Here is a 22,303-nt window from a genome sequence, read left to right as displayed (position 1 = left end):
GATATTTCAGAGCAAGGGGTGCCAGCCGTGCTGACGCCAGCCCGGCGGCTGGTGCCATTCGGTCCAGCCGAAGCCGGTGCGGCCGTCGTCGGACGCCAGCTCGCACAGCGCCCTCGGGAACTCGGCCACCGCCCCGTCGGGTGAGACCAGCAGCACCGGGGCGAACGCGACCGGCCGCACGGTCACCGCGCGGCCCGGGAAGCTCAGCAGCGTCTCCGCCGGGCGGTCGCCGTCGAACCGGGTGCCGGCCGTGAAGCCGTCCGCGTGCTCGATCAGGCCGCCGGGCGGCACCGTGAACGCCGGCCACGGCAGCGGCATGCCCAGGTTGACCTGCGTGCCGTGCAGGTGGGTGCCGTCGGAGAGCCGGCCGCTGCTCCACGTCCAGGACAGCGACCACCAGTCCCTGACGCCCCAGCTGTGGTCGCGCTCGCCATGGCCGCGGAAGGGGCGGCCGTCGACCGTCCCGGTGACCTCGCAGGGGACCTCGTAGCGGGGGGTGAGCTGGTAGCCGTACACGCCGCCGCGGGTGTGCCATTCGAGGTCGAGCGACAGGCCCGGGGCGGCCAGGCGCAGCCGCGCGGTGCGCAGGGGGTCGGTCGCGGTCAGGTCGGCCTCGTAGGCGTCGGCGGACATCGTCAGGCCGGTCGGCGGGGCCTCGTGGTCGGTGATCTCCACCAGGCCGCCGCCGCGCCGGACGAGCCGGGCCCAGAACCAGGTGCGCTTCCAGTTGGGGTAGAGCCCGATGCGGACGTATCCGCCCAGTTCGCCGTCGTCGGCGACGAAGTCTAGGTAGTAGGACTCGTTCCACAGCGGATCGTCGCCGGGCTGGTGGAGCTGCTCGTCCTGCTCGCCGAGGGGCCAGTCGCCCATGTTGACGATGCGCATGCCGTACCGCCTCCCAAGCGCTTGCTACGGGCAAGCCTAGCGGCGATCCCGGCGGAACACGAAGAGCAGCCGAGCCCACCCGCGCGGCTTCGCGGCCGGCATGAGGCCGCGGGCGCGCAGCCAGGCGGCGAAGTCGTCGGCGTCGGCCCGGTAGCCGGGCGGCGGGACGGCACGGGCCGCCGCGTAGGCGGCGAACTCCGCCGCCAGGGCGGGCCCCGCGGCACGGGCGGCGTCCGGGCGTAGCCTGGCCACCACGCCGCGCCGCTTGGCGAGCAGGGCGGACGCCTGCACGCTCAGCCGCCCGGCGTCGAAGCCTGCGGGCGGATCCGCCCCGGCCACCAGGCAAGCGACCACCCGCCCCTGCGCCTCCGCCAGACGCGCCCGCGCCCCGTCACCGACCGCGCCCCCACGCCGCGCCCGTGCCTCCTCACTCACCGCGCCCGCCCACGGTCTGCTCGGCCCTGGACATGGCGGCTCGGATGCGGGCCAGTTCGGCGGCGAGCGCGGCGTCGCCCGGGTAGTCGGCGTCCCACTCCAGCAGCACCCCGGGCGGGCTGGTCCGGGCGCACAGCTCGGTCAGCAGCCCGAGGACGGCCGGCGGCACGGCGGCGGTGTGCGTGTCGTGCCAGATCCCGTGGTGCTCGTGCCCACCGGCGACGTGCACGTACGCCAGGTGCTCCAGCGGCAGCGCGTCCAGCGCGTCCACGGCCGACAGCCCCAGGTTGACCTGGGCGGCGTACAGGTTGGCGAGGTCCACCAGCAGCCCGGCCCCGGTGCGCGCCACCACCTCGGCCAGGAAGCGGGCCTCGGTCAGCTCGTCGTCCGGCCAGCCGAAGATCGGCGCCACGTTCTCCAGGGCCAGCGGCACGGGCAGCGCCTCCTGGGCCAGCCGCACGTTCTCCACGACGATCTCCAGCGATTCCCGCGTCCGCGGCACCGGCAGCAGGTGGCCCGCCTCCACGCCGCCTCCGCGGACGAACGCCAGGTGCTCGCTGACCAGCGGCGAGTCCAGGGCCCGCGCGCAGGCGGCGAGGTGGGCGAGCCGGGCCGGGTCCGGCGGCTCGGCGCCGCCGACGCCGAGCGAGACGCCGTGCGGGATCACCGGCACGCCCCTGGCCCGCAGCACCCGCAGCGACTCGGGCAGGTCACCGGGGTCGATGTTCTCGGCCACCACCTCGACGAACCCGACGCCCGCCAGCCGCTCGATCGTCAGGTCGAGCTCGGGCCGCCACCCGATGCCCACCCCCAAGCCCGGCAGATCCGACAGGTCCGGCATGTCAGATCCCCCCGCCGCAGCCGCCGCCCCCGCAGCCGCCGCCCCCGCAACCGCTTCCGCCCCCGCAGCCGCTTCCGCCGCCGCATCCCACCGCGCCGGAGCCGCCCGCGTCGGCGCTGTGCGACTGGGCGCCGCCACGCCGCCGACGGGTGGCGACCGTACGGGCCGGGGAGCCGTTGAGCGCGAGGACGAGGTTGGCGTCGTCCAGCTCGCCGAGGCCGTACAGCGCGACGGCCACCGGACCCGCGGACGTGCCCGGCGGGTGGTCCAGCTTGGCCCGGTCGAGCGCGGCCTGCCCGGAAGCGGTGAGATCGGTGGGGAACGTGCGCCGATGCCTGGCGATGGCGCTGGGCGCGCCCACGACCGTCCCGGCCAGGACGCCGAGCGCGGCCAGGGGAAGCGGCGAGGTGCCCTCGACGGCCACCGACAGCGCCTCCACGGCCGCCCCGGCGAGCGCCAGCAGCGCCAGCACCCGTAACCGGACGATGAGCCGGTCCACCTGGGTGAAGGAGCCGGTGGGGTGGACGGCGCCGATCCTGCCCAGCCGGTGCCTGAGGCCGTCCAGGGTCTCGCTCCGGCTCACGCGCTCCCGCACCGTGCTCGCCCACGCGCCGGGGTTGCGCTCGACCTCGTCCAGGACGGCGTCCTCGACCGGCTCGCCGGTGCTCCGGGCGCCGGCCACCGGGTGCACCCGTCCGTCGCGGGACACGCGTACGGCCCCTGACGCCGCCAGCAGCCCGACGGCGGTGTCGGCGACGCGCCTGGCCCCGCCCGCCAGGAAGGCCAGCTCGTACGGGCCGAGATCGTGCGGCCGGGGCTCGACGGCGGCCCCCCGGATGGCGGCGTGCTCACGCCGGACCGCGAGAACGGTGGCCCCGGCCGCTCCGGCCAGCGCCACCGCGAGGATGAGAAGGAACAGATCCATACGCCCTCCCCTCGTGCGACCCGTCGGGCCGCGTACCGGGAAGACGTATAAGGAAGGCATAAAGGTTCCGCGGGGGGGGGGGGGGCCCCCCCCCCCCCCCCCCCCCCCCCCCCCCCCCCCCCCCGCGCCCGCTCAGCCGAGCCGGTCGAGCAGGGCGTCGTACTCGTCCCACAGCTCCTTCGGCAGGTGGTCGCCGAACTTCTCGAAGTGGGCCGGGATCAGGGCCGCCTCCTCGCGCCACACGTCGCGGTCGACCGACAGCAGCGTGCGCAGGTCCTCCTCGGACAGGTCGAGGCCGTCGGTGTCGAGCTCGGCGGGCAGCAGGCCGATCGCCGTCGGGTTCGCCTTGGCCTCGCCGTTGAGGCGGTCGACGATCCACTTGAGCACGCGGCTGTTCTCGCCGAACCCGGGCCAGATGAACTTGCCCTCGTCGTTCTTCCTGAACCAGTTGACGTAGTAGATGCGCGGCAGCTTCGCGCCCTTGACCCGGCCGATGTCGAGCCAGTGGCCGAAGTAGTCGCCCATGTTGTAGCCGCAGAACGGCAGCATGGCGAACGGGTCGTAGCGCAGCTCGCCCACCTTGCCCTCGGCCGCGGCGGTCTTCTCGGAGGCGACGTTGGCTCCGAGAAAGACGCCGTGCTCCCAGCTCAGCGACTCCGTGACCAGAGGCACGGCGGTGGCGCGGCGGCCACCGAAGAGAATCGCCGAGATGGGCACGCCCTTGGGGTCCTGCCACTCCGGTGCGATGGTCGGGCACTGGGAGGCGGGTGTGGTGAAGCGGGCGTTCGGGTGGGCGGCGGGCTCGTCGCTGTCGGGCGTCCAGGAGCGGCCCTTCCAGTCGGTCAGGTGCGCCGGGGGCTCCTCGGTGAGCCCCTCCCACCACACGTCACCGTCGTCGGTCAGGGCGACGTTGGTGAAGATGCTGTTGCCCCAGAGGGTCTTGATCGCGTTGGCGTTGGTCACCTGGCCGGTGCCGGGCGCGACGCCGAAGAAGCCGGCCTCCGGGTTGATGGCGTACAGGCAGCCGTCGTCGCCGAAGCGCATCCAGGCGATGTCGTCGCCGATCGTCTCGACCTTCCAGCCCGGGATCGTGGGCTGGAGCATGGCCAGGTTCGTCTTGCCGCACGCGCTCGGGAAGGCGGCGGCGACGTAACGGGTCTCGCCGTCGGGCGGCGTGAGCTTGAGGATGAGCATGTGCTCGGCCAGCCAGCCCTCGTCGCGGGCCATGACGCTGGCGATGCGCAGCGCGTAGCACTTCTTCCCGAGCAGCGCGTTGCCGCCGTAGCCCGAGCCGTAGGACCAGATCTCGCGGGTCTCGGGGAAGTGGCTGATGTACTTGGTGGAGCTGCACGGCCAGGCCACGTCGGACTGGCCCGGCCGCAGCGGGGCGCCGACGGAGTGGACGGCCTTGACGAAGCTGCCGCGCTGCTCGATCAGGCGCAGGGCCCGGTCGCCCATGCGCGTCATGATCCGCATCGACACGGCCACGTACGCGGAGTCGGTGATCTCGACGCCGAGCTGCGAGATCTCGCCGCCGAGCGGGCCCATGCAGAACGGGACGACGTACATGGTGCGGCCGCGCATGCAGCCCGCGAAGAGCTCGGAGAAGGTCTGGCGCATCTGCGCTGGAGCGATCCAGTTGTTGGTCGGGCCTGCGTCCTCCTCGCGCTCCGAGCAGATGTAGGTACGGTCCTCGACCCGCGCCACGTCGCTGGGATCGGACTTGGCGTAGAAGCTGTTCGGGCGCGCGGCGAGCCGGGTGAGCGTGCCCTGCTCGACGAGGAGGTTGGTCAGGCGCGTCCACTCCTCCTCCGAGCCGTCGCACCACTCGATCCGGTCGGGCTGGGTCAGGGCTGCGATCTCGTTCACCCACGCGACCAATTCGCGATTGCTCGTCGGCGCGGGCACTTCCACGGAAACGGACACGACTGCGACTCCTCCACTCTCTCAGGGCCCAGACATCATTAACGACGAAGGCGCATGAAAGCCAATTGGCATAGACCTGTTGGCGCGACCGTCGCCGCAGGCAGCGACCCTGACGATCCGGGGAGCCTACCCAGGTCTCCGAGATTTAAAAGAGGAATTCGGGGGCGTGGTCCAGGCCAATTAGCGTGGTCTAAACCAATTACCGCAGTGGTTTAGTCCAATTTCCTGAGCCGTTTCCGCCGGTGTTCTCAGGAATTGACGTCGGGGCCCGCGTTGCGCACTCTGTCGACGTGCTGGAGGGCGTCGCGCAGCTCGGCCAGCCAGGTGTCGGTGTTCTTGCCGACCAGCCGCACGCACCAGGCGAGCGCGTCGCTGCGGCTCCTGGCCACCCCGGCGGCGACCAGCGTGTCGAGCACCTGACGCTCCGACTGGCGCAGCCGCGTCATCACGGGCACGGAGAGTGTGGTGAACATCACAGTCTCGCCCCCGCACCGCACGCCCCAGGAGACCTTCTGGCGGAACCGGCGCTCCGCCTCGCGGGCGATCTCGATCCGCCGCTCGCGGGTCTCCTCCCGAAACCGGCGGGCCAGCCCCTCGATGAGCGCGAGCCGCTCGGCCTCGGGGGTGTCGGCGGGCGGGTCGGGCAGCGTGCCGAGCACCGCGATCTCCTCGCGGTCGCGGACGATCTCGGGGGCCCCGGTGAACCACCCCTCGGGGAGCCGGCCGGTGAACCAGCCGCGGACCTGCGCGCTCATTTCATCTGCTGACATGTAATCACGATTACACAGTTGCGCGCGAAATGCACGAGCCGAACCGCGGTTCATGCCGAAGGGGTTCGCTCAGCGGACGCGGGCGGCCGCGACGGGGCTGACCCGGACGACGCCGGCCAGGTTCCGCGTGCTCAACGGGGAGATCTTGACGACGTCGCCGGTGCGCGGCGCCTGCAGCACCTTCCCGTCGCCCCAGTAGATCGCCACGTGCGAGATGTAACCCGGGTTCGTCGGGTCGTTGCGCCAGAAGATCAGGTCGCCCGGCTGCGCCTGGGCCAGCGGCACCTGCGGCCCGGCCACCCACTGCTGGTGGGTCACCCGCGGCATCCGCACGCCCGCCTGCCCGTACGCCCACTGCACCAGCCCCGAGCAGTCGAACGTGTCGGGCCCCTCGGCCCCCCACACGTACGGCCGGCCCAGCTTGGACACCGCGGCCTTCAGCGCCGTCGTGAGCTGCTCCACGGTCATGAACGACCCGGACGGCCAGTTCTTCGGGGTGTCGGCCCTGGGCCGCGGCTGGACGGGGTTGACCGTGGCCACCTGCGTGCCCTTGGGCATCGCGGCCAGGATGGCCCGGCGCAGCGCGTCGGAGTTCGCACCCGGGGCGCTGACGATGAGCGCGTTGTCGCGCGGGAGGCGCAGCCTGCGCCCGGTCTCCTTGGACACGACCGCGTCCACCGCGCCGAACCCGGTGGTGGCGTACGCGCCGATGCGCAGCGGCCCGGCCGGCCCGCTCACCCGGCTGTGCAGCGCGAGCCCGCCGTCGTTGCCCAGCACGAACGAGACCGCCACGTCGCCGGAGGCCACGTTCTGCCACAGGGCGTCCGAGGACGCCGTCACCTTGGGGGTGTAGGCCCGGAACGTGGACGGGTTCACCGCGAGCGTCTGCACCCGCTTGCCGTCGAGCGAGATGGAGGCCGCGTCGGCCAGCTCAAGGGCCCGTACGCCGCGCAGCCTGGCCACCTTGCGCAGCAGCTCGTCCGTGAACGGCTTGCGGGTGAGCACGAAGAGGTTGGGCTTGCGCAGCTTGCCCAGAGGGGCCACGGGCTGGTCGGCACGGGACTGGGCCATGAGCGTCTGCTTCGGCACCGGCCGCGCCCGCACCACCTCGACCGGCGCCTGCTCCTCCCCCGTCTGGACCAGCACCAGCACGTCGGTGGTGAGCACGGCCACCAGCATCACCACGATGAAGGGGATGAGCCGGGATAAGTCTCGGCGTTTCCGCGTCTTCACCAGAAAGCTGAGGTCCTGCGCGATCGCCGGCGAACGCGAAAACGCCGCCGGGCCGACGTGGGCCCGGCGGTCTGGATCTGCGGGGGTCAGTTGCCGATGTACGGCACAGCCTCGAGGATCTCGACGGTGTTCTGGCGGCCGTTGGGCATCGAGTACGTCGCCTTCTCACCGATCTTCTTGCCGTTGATCGCCGAGCCGAGCGGCGACTTGGGCGAGTAGACGTCGATCGGCGCTCCGCTCTCCTCGCGGGAGGCGAGCAGGAAGGTGACCTCGTCGTCGTCGCCGACGAACCGGATCGTCACGGTCATGCCGGGGCCGACCACGCCCTCGGTCTTGGGGGCCTCTCCCACCTTGGCGTTGTCGAGGATCTGGCGGAGGTGGAAGATCCGGGCCTCCATCTTGCCCTGCTCGTCCTTGGCGGCGTGGTAGCCGCCGTTCTCCTTCAGGTCGCCCTCCTCACGGGCGGCCTCGATCTTCTTGGCGATGTCGACGCGCCCGGGGCCAGAGAGATATTCGTACTCCGCCTTCAGGCGGTCGTACGCCTCCTGCGTCAGCCATGTGACGTTCTCATCGCGAGAGTCGGCCACGGGTTCTCCTTGCTTGCCTAGGGGGCCCTGAGATCACTTGAGGATGTGGACGGTTGAATTGCGAAAGGCTAACAACTTAACCGACCGGACGCTTCCCCAAATGTCTCACTATACGAGATTGCAGTACTGGATGTGGACGGAAGTGGCCTGACCACTGGTGTCGAGGCTCTCCTTGAGCTGCTTACTACCCTCACCAGCCGGGATTCTTACTTCCTTGCTACCGACTTCCGCGTGGTAGACGTCCAGTGCCCTGATCCGGCAGACGGCCACTCTATCGTCGGGCTTGTACACCTCGAAGGTGATCTCCGCGCGCCCGGGCGCGTCGATGCTGAACGAGACGACCTGCGCCGGGGCCTCCGAGCCGCCGCCGGCCGTCATCGACCACATCACCCATCCCCAGCCGCCCGCGACGATGGCCACCAGCACGCCGATCACGACATGCACGACCAGCCGGCCGCCTCTCTTCGGACGGTCGGGGAAGTCGTCGGGTGTGCCGAGAACGGGTCCGTTCCCGACATCTTCGGTGACCATGGCGGAATCTCCCTGCACTCCCTGAGCGTTATCCGAGACAATTGTCGCCCGCGGGGGGCGTGCCCTCGCGACCGCCCAGCAGAAACTAACCTCTCTGGACGAGTGACCGGTCCTCCACCGAGGAGACCCTGTGAGGAGAACGCGCCCGTGAGTGCACCCCTGAGGTTGATGGCAGTCCACGCCCACCCCGACGACGAGTCGAGCAAGGGCGCCGCCACGATGGCGCGTTACGTGCGCGAAGGCGTGGAAGTGCTGGTCTGTACCCTCACGGGCGGTGAGCGGGGTTCCGTGCTCAACCCGAAGATGGACCGGCCCGAGATCGTGGCCAACATCGGCGAGGTGCGCCGGGCGGAGATGGAGCGGGCCCGCGAGATCCTCGGCGTCCAGCAGCGTTTCATGGGCTTTGTCGACTCCGGCCTGCCGGAGAGCGAGGAGGAGGAGCTGCCCGAGGGCTGCTTCGCCGTGCAGAAGCTTGAGGACGCCTCGGCCCCGCTGGTGGCCGCCGTGCGCGAGTTCCGCCCGCACGTGATCATCACCTACGACGACGACGGCGGCTACCCGCACCCCGACCACATCATGACCAACAAGGTGTCCGTCGAGGCGTTCGAGGCGGCCGGCGACCCCGACCGCTACCCCGGCGCCGGCGACCCGTGGCAGCCGATGAAGCTCTACTACCAGATGGGCTTCACCAAGGAGCGCTTCGAGGCGCTGCACGAGGCCATGACCGAGCGCGGGCTCGGCTCCCCGTACTCCGACTGGATCTCCCGCTGGGAGGACCGGCCCGCCAAGTGGCCGGTGACGACGCGGGTGCCGTGCGGCGAGTACTTCCAGATCCGCGACGAGGCGCTGCTCGCGCACGCCACCCAGGTCGACCCCGACGGCTTCTGGTTCGTCTGCCCGCGCGAGCTGCAGCAGGAGATCTGGCCGACCGAGGACTACCACCTGGCGCGCTCGCTGGTCGACACCGAGCTGCCCGAGGACGACCTGTTCGCCGGCATCCACGCCGAGGACGTCTCACCCGCCTGCCACTGACCGGACCACGGCATACGGGTGGCAGACTGAAGGTGTGACAGTTCTCGCAGCTGGTGATGTCAGTCCGGGTCTGCTCGGCTTCGTCGTCGTCGCCCTCATCGGGCTGGCCCTCTACATCCTCATCAAGTCGATGAACAAGCAGATGTCGAAGATCCAGGTACCGCACGAGGGCGAGACGGACAGGAAAGCCGATTAGATGCCTATCGAAGTAGTCGACAACTCGACGGAGTGCCGCTTCGAGATCCTCCTCGACGGCAAGGTCGCCGGGTTCGCCGACTATCGACTGCTGCCCACGAAGGTCGTCTTCACGCACACCGAGGTGCTGCCCGCCTACGAGGGCCAGGGCCTGGCGAGCAGGCTCGTCGAGTACGCCCTGCGCACGAGCGTCGACACCGGGCTGCGCATCGTGCCGCTGTGCCCGTACGTGGCCCGCTACATCGAGCGTCACCCCGAGTTCAAGGAGCACAGCGACTCGTCAGTCGCGGGGTGACCAGGCGCGTTCCAGGGCCTTGGGCAGGCCCCACCAGCCGAGCGGGGTCAGCACCTCGTCGGCGTCCACGATGCCCAGGTAGGTCCACAGGCTGACCACCGAGGCGAACAGGCCCTCGGTGGCGTCGAGGTCGTCGTCGTCCTGCTCGCCCGACTCGATGTCGTCGGACTCGGCGATGAGCCTGGCCAGGCGTTCCGGCGAGGCCAGCACCCCGGGCCCCATGCGGGCCAGCGCCGCCACCGCGGCCAGCCAGTCGGCGTGCTGGATCGCGCACAGGTTGGCCAGGGCGGCGTCCTCGTGGCCGAGCTCCCCCTCCAGGTCGGCGAACTCCTCCGGCACGTCGTCGTCCTCGGACAGGTCGGAGATCGGCCCGGCCACGCCCGCCGCCACCGCCAGCCACAGCTCCCGGTCGTCGTCGGGCATCGGCCGGTCGTCGAAACCGGCGCAGGCGCGCAGCACGTTCGCGGGGTAGCCGGGCAGGTCCAGCAGCACGCGCAGGCGCGCGGCGGCCAGCTCCAGCTCGACCAGGGGCAGCTCGGGCGCCTTGGGCAGCTCGCCGACGATGCGGCGCAGCTCCGACAGCGCGAACGCCTCCTCCTCGTCGAGGGCGGCGAACAGCTCCTCGTCCTGCTCGTCACTGACCGCGAAGCCGGGCACCCGGCCGTCGGGCAGCGGCGTGGCCAGCCAGTGCTCCTGGAGCTCCTCGTACGCGCGGCGGGCGGCGTGGTCGCCCAGGGCCAGCGCGTCGGGGTCGATCTGGCCGGCGGCGACGCGCTCCTCCAGGAAGGAGACCATGCGCCCGAACATCTCGGCCGCGACCGGGCCGCGCTCGTCCTCCTCGGGCCAGACGAAGTAGCTGGGCGTCATGAGGATCGGCTCGGTGCCGGTGGACTCGACCCAGCGCTGCACGTCGCCGACGGTGGCCACCCCCGCCTCGATGGAGCTGAGCGCGGCCTTGGCGGAGTCCCAGAACGGCTGCGAGAGCGGGTTGCCCGCCGACACCATGGCCCGCCGCAGATCGGGCAGCGCCACCAGCGCCACGCCCGAGGGCACGGCCAGCAGCGCGCGGGCGACGTCCCTGCGCGTGACGGCGGCCGGCGGGCGGCCCGCGTGGGCGCAGACGTAGTCGATGTCCACGCCCGTAACCTACGCCGTCCGCCCCGCCCGAGTCAGCCGCGGGGGTGGCGGCCCGGCCCCGGTGACGCGGTTTAGGGTGAGCGGGGGAGGTCCTGATGAACCGGTTGAACGACGCCACGAGCCCTTACCTGCTGCAGCACGCGGGCAATCCCGTCGACTGGCACCCGTGGGGCGAGGAGGCGTTCGCCGAGGCCCGGCGCCGGGACGTGCCGCTGCTGATCAGCGTGGGTTACTCGGCGTGCCACTGGTGCCACGTGATGGCCCACGAGAGCTTCGAGGACGCCGACACGGCCGCCCTCATGAACGAGCACTTCGTCAACGTCAAGGTCGACCGCGAGGAGCGGCCCGACGTCGACGCCGTCTACATGACGGCCACCCAGGCCATGACCCAGCAGGGCGGCTGGCCGATGACGGTGTTCGCCACGCCCGACGGCCATCCGTTCTACTGCGGCACGTACTTCCCGCGCCCCCACTTCCGGCGGCTGCTGGCCGAGATCCACCGGGTGTGGACCGGCGACCGGGAGTCGGTGCTGGCGCAGGGCGCCAAGGTGGTCGAGGCGCTCAACCAGAACACCGCGTTCCCGCGCGGCGGCACGCCGGAGGCGGAGACGCTGGAGCGGGCCGTCGCCAACCTGCGCGAGTCGTTCGACCCGGTCAACGGCGGGTTCGGCGGCGCGCCGAAGTTCCCGCCGTCGATGGTCCTGGAGTTCCTGCTGCGCCGCGGCGAGCGCGAGATGAGCGGCCGGACGCTCGAAGCCATGGCCCGCGGCGGCATCTACGACCAGCTCGGCGGCGGTTTCGCGCGGTACAGCGTCGACGCCGAGTGGGTGGTCCCGCACTTCGAGAAGATGCTCTACGACAACGCCCTGCTGCTGCGGGTCTACACCCACTGGTGGAAGGCGGGCGGCGGCGACCTGGCCCGCCGGGTGGCGCTGGAGACGGCCGGCTGGATGCTGCGCGAGCTGCGCACGCCCGAGGGCGGCCTCGCCTCGGCCCTCGACGCCGACAGCGAGGGCGTGGAGGGCAAGTTCTACGTCTGGACGCCCGAGGAGCTGCGCGAGGTCCTGGGCGACGACGACGGCCGCTGGGCCACCGGGCTGTTCGACGTCACCGGCACGTTCGAGCACGGCACGTCGGTGCTCCGGCTCCCGCGCGACCCCGAGGACCCGGTGCGGTACGCCGGCGTGCGCGGCAGGCTGCTGGCGGCCAGGGAGCTGCGGGTGCGGCCGGGCCGCGACGACAAGGTCGTGGCGTCCTGGAACGGCCTGGCCGTCGCGGCCCTCGCGGAGGCCGGCGTGGTGTTCGAGCGTCCCGACCTGGTCGAGGCCGCCACGGCGGCGGCCGAGCTGCTCGCGGACGTGCACACGAGCGGCGGGCGGCTGCTGCGCACCTCCCGCGACGGTCGCGCGGGCGCCAACGCGGGCGTGCTGGAGGACTACGCGAACGTGGCCGAGGGCCTGATCTCCCTCTATGGCGTGACCGGCGCGACGAAATGGCTCCGGCTGGCCGGGACGCTGCTCGACACGGTCCTCGACCGCTTCTCCGACGGCTCCGGCGGCTTCTACGACACCGCTGACGACGCCGAACGGCTGTTCCAGCGCCCACAGGACCCCACCGACAACGCCACGCCCTCCGGCCAGTACGCGGCCGCGGGGGCCCTGCTCTCCTACGGCGCGCTGACCGGCTCGGCCAGGCACCGGGAGGCCGCCGCGGCCGCGCTCGCCACGGTGTCGGTGCTGGCCGACCGGCACGCCAGGTTCGCCGGCTGGGGGCTGGCCGTGGCCTGCGCGGCGCTCGACGGGCCCGTGGAGGTGGCGGTCGTCGGCAGCCCCGCCGACCCGCGTACGGCCGCCCTGCACCGGGCGGCGCTGCTGGCCGACGTGCCGGGCCTGGTGGTCGCGCCCGGCGACGGCGAGGCCGGCGGCGAGCCCTTCCCCGCGCTGCTGGAGGGGCGCGGGCCCGTCGGCGGCGCGCCGGCCGCCTACGTGTGCAGGGGGTTCGCCTGCCGGCTGCCGGTCACCACGGTGGAGGAGCTGCGGGCCGAGCTAGCCGGTGCCTGACGGCCGGCCCAGGTTGTCGCGCTGGGTGTCACGCTGGGTGTCGCGGCCCTCGTCCGGGGGGCCCTGAGGCTGGTCGGAGGGGGCCGTGGGCGCGTCCTGGGGGCGTTCGTCCTGGCGGTCGCGGCCGGTCCTGCCGTTGTCGCCGGAGCCGTCGTCGGTGGGCGCCTCGGTGATCGCCGGGTCGCCGAACGGCTGCTGATCGGTGGGGCCGGCGTCGGGGTTGTCCCACTCGTTCTGGTCGGCGGGCGGGGTCGGCTGCTGGTCGCGGACGTCGCGGCCGCGGTCGGGCGGCGAGTAGGAGGACTCGTAGCCGTACTGGGAGGGCTCGGGGAACTCCTCGACGGGCTCGCCGGCCATGGCCTCGGTCATGAACGCCCGCCAGATCTGCGCCGGGAGCTGGCCGCCGAACTGCGTGCCGTAGCCGGGGATGGTGACGGTCTCGTCGTCGCTGCGGAACATGTTCACGGCGACGGCGAGCTGCGGGACGAACCCGTTGAACCAGACGTTCTTGGAGTCGTCGGTGGTGCCGGTCTTGCCGGCGACCGGACGGTCGTAGAGGCGGGCGGCGGTGCCGGTGCCGTACTTGACGACCTGCTGCATCGCGTAGACGGTGTCGGCGGCGGCCTGCTCCCCCACCACCTTCGTGGCGACGGGCTTGACCGTCTTCTTCTCGCCCTTGCCGTCGGTGACCGACTTCACCACGTGGGCCTCCATGTGCACGCCCTTGTTGGCGAAGGTGGAGAAGCCCGAGGCGTTCTGGACGGCGCTGACCGAGGACACGCCGAGCGGGAAGGTCGCGTACGCCTGCTGCCCCTGCAACTGCTCCTTGGGGATGCCCGCGGCCTCGGCGACGGCCGCGACCTTGTCCAGCCCGACCTTCTGGCCGAGGTCGACGAAGGCCGTGTTGACCGAGTTCTGGGTGGCGCTGACCAGGTTGATCTGGCCGTAGGAGCGGCCGCTGTCGTTGGGGATGGGCTTGTCGGCCGAGGCCACCCGCAGCGGCGAGTTGCCGTCGACCCTGGTGGACAGGTCGAAGCCGTTGTCGAGCGCGGCGGCCAGCGTGTACGGCTTGAACGTCGACCCCGCCATCCGCTTGGCCGAGAACGCGTTGTCGTAGTCGCCGACCTGGTCGTGGCGGCCGCCGTAGAAGGCGACGACCTCGCCGGTGGCCGGATCGACGGCGGCCAGCCCGGTGCGCACCTTCTTGGGCGTCGAGTCCGGGAGGACGTCCTTGACCGCCTGCTCGGCCGCCGTCATGAGCTTCTTGTCGAACGTCGTGACGATCTTCAGGCCACCGCTGTTGATGGTCTCGTCGGAGTAGCCGCGCCGGTTGAGCTCGGCGGTGACCTGGTCGAGCATGTACTGGCCCTGGCCCTTGAGCTCGAACGGCTTCTTGGGCGCCTTGAGCACCGGGAACCGCTCGGCGGCGGCCTGCTGACGCGACAGCGCGCCCGTCTGGCCCATGGCGTTGATCACGGCCTGCCACCGGGAGCGGGCCGCGTCGAGGTCGGCGCCCTCGGGGTCGGCGAACCGGCTGGGCTGCTGGATGACCGCCGCCAGGTACGCGCCCTCGGCGACGGTGAGCTTGTCGACGTCCTTGCCGAAGTAGGCGCGCGCGGCCGACTGGACGCCGTTGGCGCCGCGGCCGAAGTAGATCGTGTTGAGGTACTGCTCCAGCACCCAGTCCTTCGACTTGGACTGGTCGACCTTCATCGCGATGAGGATCTCTTTGAACTTGCGGGTGACCGAGCGCTCCTGGCTGAGACCGCTGTAGTAGTTGCGCACGAGCTGCTGGGTGATCGTGGAGCCGCCCTGGAGCTGCTGCCCGGTGACGGTGGACCAGACGGCCCGCGCGGTGCCCTTGAGCGAGACGCCGCCGTCGTTGTAGAACGAGCGGTTCTCGGCGGCGATGACCGCGTCGCGCACGTGCTTGGGCACCTTGGCCAGCTCGACGTTCCGGCGGTCGACGCCCTGCCGGGCGAGGACCGTCTTGCCGTCGCGGTAATAGATCACCGAGCCTTCGGCGGTGGCCGATTTCTGCGTGCTGTCGGGAATGGGAGTCATCGCCCACGCAATGGCGAAAAGACCGGCCAGCACGGCGATTCCGGCGCCGAAAGAGATCAACACTATTCGGAGTACGCGCCGTTTCCGCATGCCTTTTCCACCACCGCCCCGCATCCGAGACCCCCCTCTGAGACACCCTCGCCCAACCCCCGCAAGCTGGGCGAATGTCAAGGGTAAACGATCGATAACGGTGCCTCGTCCCTAAGCGATGGTACGTCTAGCGCCCGCCGCGGCGCGGAACATCGGCGACCAAAGGCAGCACTCGGTAAGGAACCGGTGTGTCGAGTGCGATGATCGAAGAAGTCCTGAGCACCCCCTGAACATCCACGATTTGGTCGATGACCCTTTGCAGGTCGGCATTCGTCCGCGCGACCACCCGGCACAGCAGGTCCGCGCCGCCGGTGATGGTGTGCACCTCCAGCACCTCGGGGATGTGGGCCAGCCGGGTGGCGACCGGGTCGTGCCCGGAGACCTGCCTGATCTCCATGGTGACGAACGCCGTCACGTCGTAGCCGAGCGCCACGGGCGACACGTCGGGCCCGAACCCGGTGATCACGCCCCTGGCCACCAGCCGGTCGAGCCTGGCCTGGACGGTGCCGCGGGCCACGCCGAGGCGGCGGGAGCACTCCAGCACGCCCAGCCGCGGCTCGGCGGTCAGCAGCGAGATCAGCCGGGCGTCCAGTTCGTCGATCGTCATGCTGTACAAGTTCTCCGACTCGGACCCGGGATGGGTGGACAGATTGTGCACTCGTTCAAGTAACTGTTGCACAACTCGTCCAGCTAAATCGAGAGTTGGAGGTATGACTGATGTCTTTCCGGTTAACGGCATGGACGCCGTGGTGTTCGCCGTGGGCAACGCCCGGCAGGCCGCCCACTACTACTCGACCGCTTTCGGCATGCGACTGGCGGCCTACCGCGGGCCGGAGAACGGCAGCCGCGACGAGGTCGCCTACGTCCTGACCTCGGGCAGCGCCACCTTCGAGTTCAGGGCCTCGATCCGGCCCGGCACGGACATGGCCAGGCACGTCGCCGAGCATGGTGACGGCGTGATCGACCTGGCCATCCAGGTGCCCGACGTGGAGGCCGGGTACGCCTACGCCGTCGCCCACGGCGCCACGGGGCTGGTGGAGCCGTACACGCTGGAGGACGAGCACGGCAAGGTGGTGCTCGCGGCCATCGCCACCTACGGCGAGACCCGGCACACGCTCGTGGACAGGTCCAACTACGGGGGCGCGTACCTGCCCGGTTACGTGCCGGCCGAGCCGCTCGTCGCGCCGCCCGCGACGAAGACCGGACGCCTGTTCCAGGCGGTCGACCACTGCGTCGGCAACGTCGAGCTCGGCAAGATGGACGAGTGGGTGGAGTTCTACCGCAAGGTGATGGGCTTCACGAACATGGCCGAGTTCGTCGGCGACGACATCGCGACCGAGTACTCGGCGCTGATGTCCAAGGTCGTGGCCGACGGCACGCGCAAGGTCAAGTTCCCGCTGAACGAGCCGGCGATCAGCCGCAAGAAGTCGCAGATCGACGAGTACCTGGAGTTCTACGGCGGGCCCGGCGTGCAGCACATCGCCCTGGCCACCAACGACATCCTCACCACCGTCGACCACATGCGCGCGGCGGGCGTGCAGTTCCTCGACACGCCCGACTCCTACTACGACGACCCCGAGCTGCGCGAGCGCATCGGGCAGGTCAGGGCGCCGATCGAGGAGCTGAAGAAGCGCAAGATCCTGGTCGACCGCGACGAGGACGGCTACCTGCTGCAGATCTTCACCCAGCCGGTCCAGGACCGTCCCACGGTCTTCTTCGAGCTGATCGAGCGGCACGGGTCGCTCGGGTTCGGCAAGGGCAACTTCAAGGCCCTGTTCGAGGCGATCGAGCGCGAGCAGGAACGCAGGGGCAACCTTTAGTTTGTCCCGACTTAGTGGGGGTGATCTGGATTTTATGGGACCATCACCACTTTCTGGGCTGATGGGGCGCCGGCGGCGGGGAGCCGCCGGCGCCTCCGGCTGTTCCCCCTCCACGGTGACGAGTCGTCGGGAACGCGTGACCCAGCGTAAGATTCCGGTCACGGGTTGAAGGGGGCTGGTTCACCTATGCGGATCAGAAGACGCGGCGCGGCCGTGCTGGTGGCGCTGATCAGCGTGCTCGCGTGCGCGCCCACCGACGAGCCGCCGCCCCGCTCGGCCGCCGGCCGCCACACGGGCGCGCCGGGCATCGGCGACCCCGACTTCCCCGAGGACGGCAACGGCGGCTACGACGTCGCCCACTACTCGCTGACCGTCGACTACACCCCGGCCACCAAGCGGCTCACCGGCCTGACGAAGATCCGCGCCAAGGCCACCCAAGACCTGTCGAGCTTCAACCTCGACCTCACCGGCCTCGACGTCGCCAAGGTCAGCGTCGACGGCTCGCCTGCGCGCTTCTCCCGCAAGGGCGGCGAGCTGACCGTGACCCCGGCCGCGCGGCTCGCCGCCGGCTCGCCGTTCACCGCCGAGATCTCCTACTCCGGCAGCCCCACGCCCGCCAAGGACACCGCCAACCTGGGCACGTACGGGTTCATCCCCACCGCCGACGGCGCGTTCGTGGCCTCCGAGCCCAACGGCTCCAAGACCTGGTTCCCCAGCAACGACCACCCGGCCGACAAGGCCACGTTCGACTTCGCGGTCACCGTGCCCGCCGGCCTGACCGTCGTGGCCAACGGCGAGCAGAGCGCGCCGCCGTCCACCGCGGGCGGCCGCACCACCTACCGGTGGAGCGAGCGGCACCCGATGGCCACCTACCTCGCCACGGCCACGATCGGCAAGTTCGAGGTGCGCCAGGGCCGTTCGCCGGGCGGCATCCCGACGTACGCGGCCGTCGATCCGAAGTTCAAGACCGGCCTCGACCGCGTCTACGACGTCTCGGGCGAGATCACCGACTACTGGAGCACGGTCTTCGGCCCCTACCCGTTCTCCTCGACCGGCGCCGTCGTCGACGACTACTCGGCCGGCTACGCCCTGGAGAACCAGACCAAGCCCCTCTACGGCGGCTTCGACCCCGACGAGGGCATCATCGCCCACGAGCTGGCCCACCAGTGGTTCGGCGACAGCCTGACCATCAAGCGGTGGAAGGACCTGTGGCTCAACGAGGGCTTCGCGACGTACGCGGAGTGGCTGTGGTCGGAGCACCGGGGCAAGAAGACCGCCGACACCATCTTCAAGGACTTCTACAACCGCGGCGCCAAAGACCCGATGTGGTCCTACCCGCCGGGCCGGGCCAAGCCCGGCGACCTGTTCAACGAGTCGGTCTACACCCGCGGCGGCATGGCGCTGCACGCCCTGCGCAAGGCGGTCGGCGACCCGACGTTCTTCAAGCTGCTCAAGACCTGGACCGCCGATCACCGCTACGGCAACGTCACCACGCGGCAGTTCGTCGACCTGTCCGAACGGCTGTCCGGCAAGGACCTCGACCCGCTCTTCGACGCGTGGCTCTTCCAGCCGCGCCGCCCCACCCTCGCCTGACCTGCGCAGAAACGCTTTCCTTCGGCCGGGCCAAGTACAGGTGTAAGGGCGAACGACGAAGGGAGCGAGGCCAGTGCGCCTCAACGAGGACCCGGCGGCCTTCGAGGCCTTCTACCGCCGCCATGTCGACGTCGTCATGCGGTTCGTGGTCCGGCGGGTGAGCGATCCTCACCTGGCCGCCGACCTGACCGCCGACGTCTTCCTGGCGGCCCTCGACTCGGCCCACACCTACGTGCCGGGCCGGGGCAGCCAGACCGCGTGGTTGTACGGCGTGGCCCGCAACGTGGTGTCGGCCCAGCTCCGCAGGTCGGCCCGGGAAGCGCGGGCGGCCGGCCGGATCGCGGGGCGGCGGCTGATGGACGACGACGACCTCGTCCGGATGGAGGAGCGGATCGACGCCGAGCGCGGCATGCGCGGCGCCCTGGAGGCCATGGCGGGCCTGCCGGAGGGCGAACGCGCGGTGCTGGAGCTCGTGGCGATCGACCAGCTCACCGTCTCCGAGGCGGCCGCCGCCCTCGGCATCAGGCAGGTGACCGCGCGGGTCCGCCTGCATCGGGCCAGACGCGCCCTGGAGAACGTCGCTTCGCCGTCGGCCATGTACGTGGAGGGACAGGCATGAACACTTTCGAGGAGCGGTTGCTGGGCGCGCTCAAGGCGGAGATGGCGGCCGGGACGCAGCCCGTCCCGGCTCCGGTCGTCCGGCGGCCCCGGCGCAGGGTCGTGGGGCTCGCCGCGGCGGCCGCCAGCGTCGCCGTGGTCGCCACCGTGACGGCCACCGGCCTGTTCGGCGGTGGGCCCGCTTACGCGGTGACCGGGACGGCCGACGGCGGGGTGGCGGTGGAGATCAACGCCTTCCGGGACCCCGGCGGGCTGGCGGACGAGCTGGCGGCGGCGGGGGTCAAGGCGGTGGTGGACTATCTGCCGTACGGCCAGACCTGCAAGCAGCCGCGAGGGCGGAACGGGGGCGGCGAGGGGCGCTTCGAGGCGAGCATCGGCAGGAGCGGCGGCGGGATCTCCTTCCGGATCGCCAAGGGCCAGGTCCCGGCGGGGCAGACCCTGGTGCTGGCGGTCACCCTGGACAGGAGCGGGCCCGAGGCTCCGCCGGTGTCCACCTCGCTGCAGGTCGTCCAAGGGGAGGTGGGCCGGTGCGAACCGGTCGCGATGCCCGTCCCGCCGGCGGGCGACCACAACGACGACCGTTCCGGCCCCCGTACGGACACGGGCGACGACGCGGGCTCGGGCGTGCACACCCAGGAGGGCTGACCTCCTAGAGCCCGGCCAGGAACACCGGGCGGGCCGCGGGCCTGCGCACCCTCATCCCGCACCCGCCCGGCACCCCTCCCACAGGAGCCACGTCGCGAACGTCACCCGTGGGGCTCAGGGGCGGGTGGGGGGCCAGTAGGCGTCGCCGGCCAGGAGGAGTGCGGCGGCGCCTACCAGGCCGGCCTCCTGTCCCAGAGCGGCGGGGACGACCTTGAGGCGGCGGGCGAAGCCCATGCGGGCGTGGTCTCGCAGCGCCTCCTCCAAGGGGCCGAACAGGGGCTCGCCGGCCTGCGACAGGCCGCCGCCGATCGTCACCAGGTCCAGGTCGCACAGGTGGGTGGCGGAGGCGATCGCGATCCCGAGCGCCCGTCCGGCTCGCCGCATCGCCAGCAGGGCCACGGGGTCGCCGGCGAGCGCGTCGGCCGCCAGCGCCCGCCCGGTGACCGCCCGATCCTCCTGGTACGCCTCGGGTCCCATCCCCGCCGCCCCACCGGCGCCCATCGCCCCTTCACGCCCCTGCCCCGCAAGCGGCCCCTGCTCACGGCCCTGTCCGGCGCCCTCCGCACCTCCGCGGCCCTGTCCCGGAAATGGCGCGCCATCGCGGGGGTCAAGGGGGGAGGAGGGGCCGGGGGCGTTGAGCTGCTTGGCGCTGTGGATGGCAGAGGCGGTGGGGCTGGCGGAGGCGGAGGAGCTGGGGGTGGCGCTGCGGGCCAAGGGAACGCCGGGGCTGAAGGTGGCGCCAGGCCCCGCGGTGGTGGAGGGGTTGTCGGGGGCGGAGGGGCTGAGGGGGGTGGTGGGGTGGCTGTTCGGGGTGGGGGTCCAGCCTTGGGATTGGGCCCAGGTGGTCAAGGCGGGGCCGCGGGCGACTGCTTCCAGGCAGCCGTGGCCGCCGCAGCCGCAGCGGGGGCCGCCGTCCGGTTCGACGACGACGTGCCCGATGTGGCCGGCGTTGCCCGTGCCGCCGTTGACCAGGCGTCCGCCCAGGATCAGGCCGCCGCCGACGCCGGTGGAGACCACCATGCCCAGCATGTCGGCGCTTCCCCGGCCGGCGCCCTGCCAGTGTTCGGCGATGGCCAGGCAGATGGCGTCGTTGTGGAGGCGTACCGGTAAACCGGGGAACCGGCCGGCCAGCCGGGCGCGCAGCGGGAAGCCGCGCCAGCCGGGGATGTTGAGCGGCGAGACCTCGCCGTCGGGCCAGGTCATCGGCCCGCCGCAGCCCACGCCCACCCCTTCGGCGCGGTCCGACAGGGGGTCGATGAGGGTGGTGAGGGTGTGCCACAGCGTCTCGGCGTCGGCGTTCTGGGGGGTGGCGGCGCGCCGGGAGGTGATCACGGTGCCATCAGGGGCCACCAGCCCGGCGGCCATCTTGGTGCCGCCGACGTCGATCGCCAGGATCACGACAGCTCCGGCTCCGCGGCGCTGGAGAAGACCAGCACGGACGCCGTGAGCCCGTGCACGTGGTTGTGGCCGCCGACCGGCCCGACCTCGCCCGCGGCGAAGAAGCCCGCGACGCCGATCGGTCCCAGCGTGTCGCGCAGGGCGACCGGGTCGTGGTCGGCGGTGCCGAACATCGCCGAGCCGCGGCCGTTGCACGAGAACAGCAGCGCGCCGTCCACCTTGCCGAGCTCCTCGCGGTGGGCGTCGAGCAGGTCGTACAGGTCCTCGTCGGCGGTGGCCGCGTCCCTGACCTGGAAGCGCACGGTACGGCCGATCTCCACGATGTCGCCGATGGCCACGGCCTCGCGTTCGGGGTCGATGCCGATGACGCCTCTGATGAGGAAGTCGCCGCGTTCGTGACGTTCGGCGTACTCGTCCATGGCCACGCCGATCTGCAGGCCGGCGGCTACCAGTTCGCGGTCGTCCTCGTCCAGCTCGCTGACGATGTCCTCCAGCCTCGCCAGCGCGGGCTGACCGGCCAGTTCGAGCAGCAGGTTCTCCTCCGAGGCCGTGACCACCATGCTGGGCCCGATCGGGCGGCAGCCCTGGCTGACCACCGTACTGATCTTGATCGGCCCGCTGAGCAGGACGCCGATCGCGCCCTCGGTGTAGATCTTGCCGTCCGCGAACAGCCGTACGGATCCCCTGCCCTGCAGCCCGTTGGCCAGGCCGCCGATCAGCGGCAGGTCGCCGAGCACGTCGACCGAGCGCTCCACGAACGCGTCGGTCGGAAAGGTGTACGGGTCGGCCAGCAGGATCGCCACGTGGTCGTCGCCGGTGCGCTCGGGCAGCCCGACGACCACGAACCGGTCCTCGGCCGCCAGCGTCTCCAGGGCGAACGTGGTGAGCCTGGCCCCCTCCAGGGTGGCCGCCCACGCGCTCACCGCGGGCGTCAGCTCGACCCCCTGCCCGTCGCCGATCACACCGGTGGCGCTGCATCCGATCACGTGCGCCTCGGGCGCCAGCTTCATCGCGGCCTGGCCGGCTCTGGCGACGTCCTCGGGGTCCTCGCCACAGATGAAGAAGCAGACCAGGTCGGCTTGGCCGCTGAGCCTCGACAGTGCCTGACCGACGGCGCTCTCCGCGGCCTCCACCAGGTCGGAACCCACGGCGAGGCCGTCGGCGAAGCGGCTTGTCATCAAGGCCACGCGTCTCGCCTCCCTCGACATGTGCATGTTCCCTAG

At 71.6% G+C, this 22,303-nt stretch carries 22 protein-coding genes; 8 read left to right on the top strand and 14 right to left on the bottom strand.

Going from position 1 to position 22,303, the window contains the following annotated elements; translation table 11 throughout:
• Positions 1 to 6: 6 nt before the first annotated feature.
• The 9 genes from ACIBST_RS31240 to ACIBST_RS31200 all read right to left on the bottom strand — a co-directional run bounded on the left by ACIBST_RS31240 (position 7) and on the right by ACIBST_RS31200 (position 8,133).
• Positions 7 to 885, bottom strand: coding sequence for a hypothetical protein (locus tag ACIBST_RS31240; protein WP_397176868.1), 879 nt, complete (start codon positions 883 to 885; stop codon positions 7 to 9).
• Positions 886 to 921: 36 nt separating this feature from the next.
• On the bottom strand, positions 922 to 1,320 hold the full coding sequence (locus ACIBST_RS31235; RefSeq protein WP_397176866.1) for a hypothetical protein: 399 nt from the start codon (positions 1,318 to 1,320) through the stop codon (positions 922 to 924).
• Complete coding sequence (locus ACIBST_RS31230; protein WP_397176865.1) at positions 1,313 to 2,161, bottom strand: DUF692 family multinuclear iron-containing protein; 849 nt, start codon at positions 2,159 to 2,161, stop codon at positions 1,313 to 1,315. Before ACIBST_RS31230 ends, ACIBST_RS31235 begins: the two co-directional genes overlap by 8 nt.
• Before the next feature lies 1 nt (position 2,162).
• Complete coding sequence (locus ACIBST_RS31225) at positions 2,163 to 3,086, bottom strand: TIGR04222 domain-containing membrane protein (protein WP_397176863.1); 924 nt, start codon at positions 3,084 to 3,086, stop codon at positions 2,163 to 2,165.
• A gap of 132 nt (positions 3,087 to 3,218) precedes the next feature.
• On the bottom strand, positions 3,219 to 5,012 hold the full coding sequence (locus ACIBST_RS31220; protein ID WP_397176861.1) for a phosphoenolpyruvate carboxykinase (GTP): 1,794 nt from the start codon (positions 5,010 to 5,012) through the stop codon (positions 3,219 to 3,221).
• Positions 5,013 to 5,260: 248 nt separating this feature from the next.
• Complete coding sequence (locus ACIBST_RS31215; RefSeq protein ID WP_397176859.1) at positions 5,261 to 5,782, bottom strand: hypothetical protein; 522 nt, start codon at positions 5,780 to 5,782, stop codon at positions 5,261 to 5,263.
• Positions 5,783 to 5,851: 69 nt separating this feature from the next.
• Positions 5,852 to 6,961, bottom strand: a complete 1,110-nt coding sequence (locus tag ACIBST_RS31210) for a C40 family peptidase (RefSeq protein WP_397177146.1) — start codon at positions 6,959 to 6,961, stop codon at positions 5,852 to 5,854.
• 140 nt (positions 6,962 to 7,101) lie between these two features.
• Complete coding sequence (greA, locus tag ACIBST_RS31205; protein ID WP_352323258.1) at positions 7,102 to 7,602, bottom strand: transcription elongation factor GreA; 501 nt, start codon at positions 7,600 to 7,602, stop codon at positions 7,102 to 7,104.
• Positions 7,603 to 7,710: 108 nt separating this feature from the next.
• Entirely contained in the window at positions 7,711 to 8,133 is a 423-nt protein-coding gene (locus ACIBST_RS31200) for a DUF4307 domain-containing protein (protein ID WP_357974645.1), read from the bottom strand.
• 147 nt (positions 8,134 to 8,280) lie between these two features.
• Here ACIBST_RS31200 and mca point away from each other — a divergent pair, with 147 nt between their 5' ends.
• The 3 genes from mca to ACIBST_RS31185 are packed head-to-tail and all read left to right on the top strand — an operon-like array spanning position 8,281 to position 9,655.
• Positions 8,281 to 9,165: a mycothiol conjugate amidase Mca gene (gene mca / locus ACIBST_RS31195; protein WP_364337743.1), complete on the top strand. Its 885-nt coding sequence runs from the start codon at positions 8,281 to 8,283 to the stop codon at positions 9,163 to 9,165.
• Between the two features lie 34 nt (positions 9,166 to 9,199).
• A complete protein-coding gene (locus tag ACIBST_RS31190; protein ID WP_397176858.1) occupies positions 9,200 to 9,361 on the top strand; it encodes a hypothetical protein in 162 nt (53 codons plus the stop codon).
• Positions 9,362 to 9,655, top strand: a complete 294-nt coding sequence (locus tag ACIBST_RS31185) for a GNAT family N-acetyltransferase (protein WP_397176856.1) — start codon at positions 9,362 to 9,364, stop codon at positions 9,653 to 9,655. It abuts the gene before it with no gap.
• Here ACIBST_RS31185 and ACIBST_RS31180 read toward each other — a convergent pair.
• Positions 9,641 to 10,792, bottom strand: a complete 1,152-nt coding sequence (locus ACIBST_RS31180; protein ID WP_397176854.1) for a hypothetical protein — start codon at positions 10,790 to 10,792, stop codon at positions 9,641 to 9,643. The two genes, ACIBST_RS31185 and ACIBST_RS31180, sit on opposite strands and share 15 nt — an antisense overlap.
• Positions 10,793 to 10,887: 95 nt before the next feature.
• Between ACIBST_RS31180 and ACIBST_RS31175 the strand changes: the two genes are divergently transcribed.
• On the top strand, positions 10,888 to 12,852 hold the full coding sequence (locus ACIBST_RS31175) for a thioredoxin domain-containing protein (RefSeq protein ID WP_397176852.1): 1,965 nt from the start codon (positions 10,888 to 10,890) through the stop codon (positions 12,850 to 12,852).
• On the opposite strand, the gene ACIBST_RS31170 is transcribed toward ACIBST_RS31175, so the two are convergent.
• Together ACIBST_RS31170 and ACIBST_RS31165 are read right to left on the bottom strand one after the other, a co-directional pair.
• Positions 12,838 to 14,916 (bottom strand): transglycosylase domain-containing protein, encoded by a 2,079-nt coding sequence (locus ACIBST_RS31170; RefSeq protein WP_397176850.1) that lies wholly within the window; start codon positions 14,914 to 14,916, stop codon positions 12,838 to 12,840. The two genes, ACIBST_RS31175 and ACIBST_RS31170, sit on opposite strands and share 15 nt — an antisense overlap.
• A 217-nt stretch (positions 14,917 to 15,133) precedes the next feature.
• Positions 15,134 to 15,613 carry an Lrp/AsnC family transcriptional regulator gene (locus ACIBST_RS31165; protein WP_397176849.1) on the bottom strand — a complete coding sequence of 160 codons (480 nt, stop codon included), beginning with the start codon at positions 15,611 to 15,613 and terminating at the stop codon, positions 15,134 to 15,136.
• A gap of 103 nt (positions 15,614 to 15,716) precedes the next feature.
• Between ACIBST_RS31165 and hppD the strand changes: the two genes are divergently transcribed.
• From hppD to ACIBST_RS31145, 4 genes are all read left to right on the top strand, one after another.
• Positions 15,717 to 16,826, top strand: a complete 1,110-nt coding sequence (gene hppD, locus ACIBST_RS31160; protein ID WP_397176847.1) for a 4-hydroxyphenylpyruvate dioxygenase — start codon at positions 15,717 to 15,719, stop codon at positions 16,824 to 16,826.
• A gap of 186 nt (positions 16,827 to 17,012) precedes the next feature.
• Entirely contained in the window at positions 17,013 to 18,419 is a 1,407-nt protein-coding gene (locus ACIBST_RS31155; RefSeq protein ID WP_397176845.1) for a M1 family metallopeptidase, read from the top strand.
• 73 nt (positions 18,420 to 18,492) lie between these two features.
• On the top strand, positions 18,493 to 19,038 hold the full coding sequence (locus tag ACIBST_RS31150; protein WP_397176844.1) for an RNA polymerase sigma factor: 546 nt from the start codon (positions 18,493 to 18,495) through the stop codon (positions 19,036 to 19,038).
• Complete coding sequence (locus ACIBST_RS31145) at positions 19,035 to 19,682, top strand: hypothetical protein (RefSeq protein ID WP_397176842.1); 648 nt, start codon at positions 19,035 to 19,037, stop codon at positions 19,680 to 19,682. The genes ACIBST_RS31150 and ACIBST_RS31145 overlap by 4 nt, the downstream gene beginning before the upstream one ends.
• A gap of 114 nt (positions 19,683 to 19,796) precedes the next feature.
• On the opposite strand, the gene ACIBST_RS31140 is transcribed toward ACIBST_RS31145, so the two are convergent.
• Both ACIBST_RS31140 and ACIBST_RS31135 read right to left on the bottom strand, forming a co-directional pair.
• A complete protein-coding gene (locus tag ACIBST_RS31140; protein WP_397176841.1) occupies positions 19,797 to 21,080 on the bottom strand; it encodes an ROK family protein in 1,284 nt (427 codons plus the stop codon).
• Complete coding sequence (locus tag ACIBST_RS31135) at positions 21,077 to 22,258, bottom strand: FIST N-terminal domain-containing protein (RefSeq protein ID WP_352353142.1); 1,182 nt, start codon at positions 22,256 to 22,258, stop codon at positions 21,077 to 21,079. Before ACIBST_RS31135 ends, ACIBST_RS31140 begins: the two co-directional genes overlap by 4 nt.
• Between the last annotated feature and the right edge of the window lie 45 nt (positions 22,259 to 22,303).

The organism is Nonomuraea sp. NPDC049684, assembly GCF_044465345.1.
Taxonomy (GTDB): domain Bacteria; phylum Actinomycetota; class Actinomycetes; order Streptosporangiales; family Streptosporangiaceae; genus Nonomuraea.
Note: the sequence above shows the minus strand (reverse complement) of the source record. Positions and strands in the feature narration are given on the sequence as shown.

What these genes read in the sequence shown, in the direction of transcription:
- ACIBST_RS31170 (WP_397176850.1), bottom strand. Translation starts at nt 14,916, where the DNA reads ATGACTCCCATTCCCGACAGCACGCAGAAATCGGCCACCGCCGAAGGC.
- ACIBST_RS31215 (WP_397176859.1), bottom strand. Translation starts at nt 5,782, where the DNA reads ATGTCAGCAGATGAAATGAGCGCGCAGGTCCGCGGCTGGTTCACCGGC.
- ACIBST_RS31155 (WP_397176845.1), top strand. Translation starts at nt 17,013, where the DNA reads ATGCGGATCAGAAGACGCGGCGCGGCCGTGCTGGTGGCGCTGATCAGC.
- ACIBST_RS31135 (WP_352353142.1), bottom strand. Translation starts at nt 22,258, where the DNA reads ATGACAAGCCGCTTCGCCGACGGCCTCGCCGTGGGTTCCGACCTGGTG.
- ACIBST_RS31185 (WP_397176856.1), top strand. Translation starts at nt 9,362, where the DNA reads ATGCCTATCGAAGTAGTCGACAACTCGACGGAGTGCCGCTTCGAGATC.
- hppD (WP_397176847.1), top strand. Translation starts at nt 15,717, where the DNA reads ATGACTGATGTCTTTCCGGTTAACGGCATGGACGCCGTGGTGTTCGCC.
- ACIBST_RS31225 (WP_397176863.1), bottom strand. Translation starts at nt 3,086, where the DNA reads ATGGATCTGTTCCTTCTCATCCTCGCGGTGGCGCTGGCCGGAGCGGCC.
- ACIBST_RS31145 (WP_397176842.1), top strand. Translation starts at nt 19,035, where the DNA reads ATGAACACTTTCGAGGAGCGGTTGCTGGGCGCGCTCAAGGCGGAGATG.
- ACIBST_RS31230 (WP_397176865.1), bottom strand. Translation starts at nt 2,161, where the DNA reads ATGCCGGACCTGTCGGATCTGCCGGGCTTGGGGGTGGGCATCGGGTGG.
- ACIBST_RS31240 (WP_397176868.1), bottom strand. Translation starts at nt 885, where the DNA reads ATGCGCATCGTCAACATGGGCGACTGGCCCCTCGGCGAGCAGGACGAG.
- ACIBST_RS31175 (WP_397176852.1), top strand. Translation starts at nt 10,888, where the DNA reads ATGAACCGGTTGAACGACGCCACGAGCCCTTACCTGCTGCAGCACGCG.
- ACIBST_RS31210 (WP_397177146.1), bottom strand. Translation starts at nt 6,961, where the DNA reads ATGCTGGTGGCCGTGCTCACCACCGACGTGCTGGTGCTGGTCCAGACG.
- ACIBST_RS31200 (WP_357974645.1), bottom strand. Translation starts at nt 8,133, where the DNA reads ATGGTCACCGAAGATGTCGGGAACGGACCCGTTCTCGGCACACCCGAC.
- ACIBST_RS31165 (WP_397176849.1), bottom strand. Translation starts at nt 15,613, where the DNA reads ATGACGATCGACGAACTGGACGCCCGGCTGATCTCGCTGCTGACCGCC.